The sequence below is a fragment of the Bacillus sp. 05T22 genome, assembly GCF_056396765.1.
The window spans coordinates 1-1716 of the sequence record NZ_JBFTMC010000233.1 but is presented as its reverse complement, the minus strand read 5'-3'; the positions used below and the strand labels follow the sequence as shown (position 1 = coordinate 1716).

Sequence of the window (1716 nt, the reverse complement as noted above, 5' to 3'; positions counted from 1 at the left end):
GTGATGATGGCAGAGAGGTCACACCCGTTCCCATACCGAACACGGAAGTTAAGCTCTCTAGCGCCGATGGTAGTTGGGACCTTGTCCCTGTGAGAGTAGGACGTCGCCAAGCAACTTTAGACGAGTCAGAATGACTCGTCTTTTTTGTGTTTATAGCTTATTGAAGATCTTTAATAAAATTTTTCGAAATGTAATGTGCACATCGCACAGCATGTGAACCTTATTGAGCCTCTAAAAGAAATTTCCAATGCTAAGTAGCTTTGTTGAATTCGTTTTTCCCATATAATAAGATGTCTTCTTTAAKATTTTTATAGATATCTAATAGATCGTCTGGTAGAGTGCAATAAATAGATTTTTCTAGGGTATAAGGTTCAAATGTTTTCCGTTATAATTCAAATTCATTAAAAATAATCTGTAGTATTTGGATTTCAAAGTTTCCTAATATTGTATCTATAATAGATTCAATATTAGGAAACTATAGCGAATGGGCATATGGATTCATTAGAAAAGAAAGAAGTCGAACTAGTTATGTTCTTTCGTTATAGTTATATAATAGGACGATTAAAACATAATATTGCTTTCCTTAACAAAATATTCACTATGAATATTTTGTTAAGGAAAGTTTGTTACTTGCGCATTACTATGAATAGTTTTTTCTTTGTTATTCGCTTCTTTTTCTCGATTGTAAATTTTAAGGAGACTTACTATTCTAGATTAGTAAAAATCTTGATGAAATATGAGGGCGTTATATTCGAATTCGATATAATGTAATATAAGGTATTTTTAAAATATACATCGTAGAGAAAGGATTCATAGAATGAAGAAAATAAGTATTGTTACAATAGTAGTTTTACTCCTCCTAGTTATTGCGTATATGCTAGTTGGGAACTACTTTTATAACTATGCGCTAAATACGAAACAAGAAAAAGAATTTTTAGAGGGAAACCCTCATTTAAAGAAAACCGTAACTGTATCGGGTAACTCATTTACCAAAATTCCCTGTTATGAATGCGGCGAATACAATTACAAAACTCCGTGCTGGTTATGACTTGAATGAGGGATCGGCCGTCAAGCAAGTTGCAAAAAGTAAAACTCCGATGTTGTTTATCCATGGAGATGCGGATACATTTGTTCCTTTTGAAATGTTGGATGAAGTGTATAATGCTACAAAGGTGGAAAAAGAGAAATTGATTGTGCCAGGTGCAGGTCATGGAGAAGCTGAAAAAATAGATTCGGAGAAATATTGGAATACGGTATGGGGATTTATTGGAAAGTATATTCCAGCATAAGTATATATAAAGAAAGAATCTTTCGCTATTAAAAGTGAAAGATTCTTTCTTTATATATAGGGGATACATTGATTGTAGCTTAAATAGGGAGCCTTCCTATCTAAATGTTATGCGTGGATAAGTGATGGTTAAATTTAAGTGAGGATAAAGAAAGCTAACGGATTAAAGCCTTATCTTCTATATTTAATGGGAAATTTGAATTTTATTTTAAAAAGGTATTGCTTTTATAATGATAAGTGTGTAATATATTAGAAGTCGCCGATGCAACAACGCAGAATGCGACAAACGAAATAAAAAACTTAGTTGACATTGAAACATGAAAGTGTTAACATAAGGGAGTCGCAAATGAGCGGCAAACAAGTTCTTTGAAAACTGAACGAAACAAACAACGTGAAACGTCAATTTTTATTTTAGATGCTAGACAAAC

The 1716-nt window shown here is 32.7% G+C and carries 1 rRNA gene and 1 pseudogene; both read left to right on the top strand.

Annotation, left to right across the window (positions count from 1 at the left end):
• Positions 1-112, top strand: a 5S ribosomal RNA gene (rrf, locus tag AC1DIT_RS28050); the annotation flags it as partial.
• 705 nt (positions 113-817) lie between these two features.
• Positions 818-1289 (top strand): annotated as a pseudogene (locus tag AC1DIT_RS28045) (alpha/beta hydrolase).
• Positions 1290-1716: the final 427 nt, after the last annotated feature.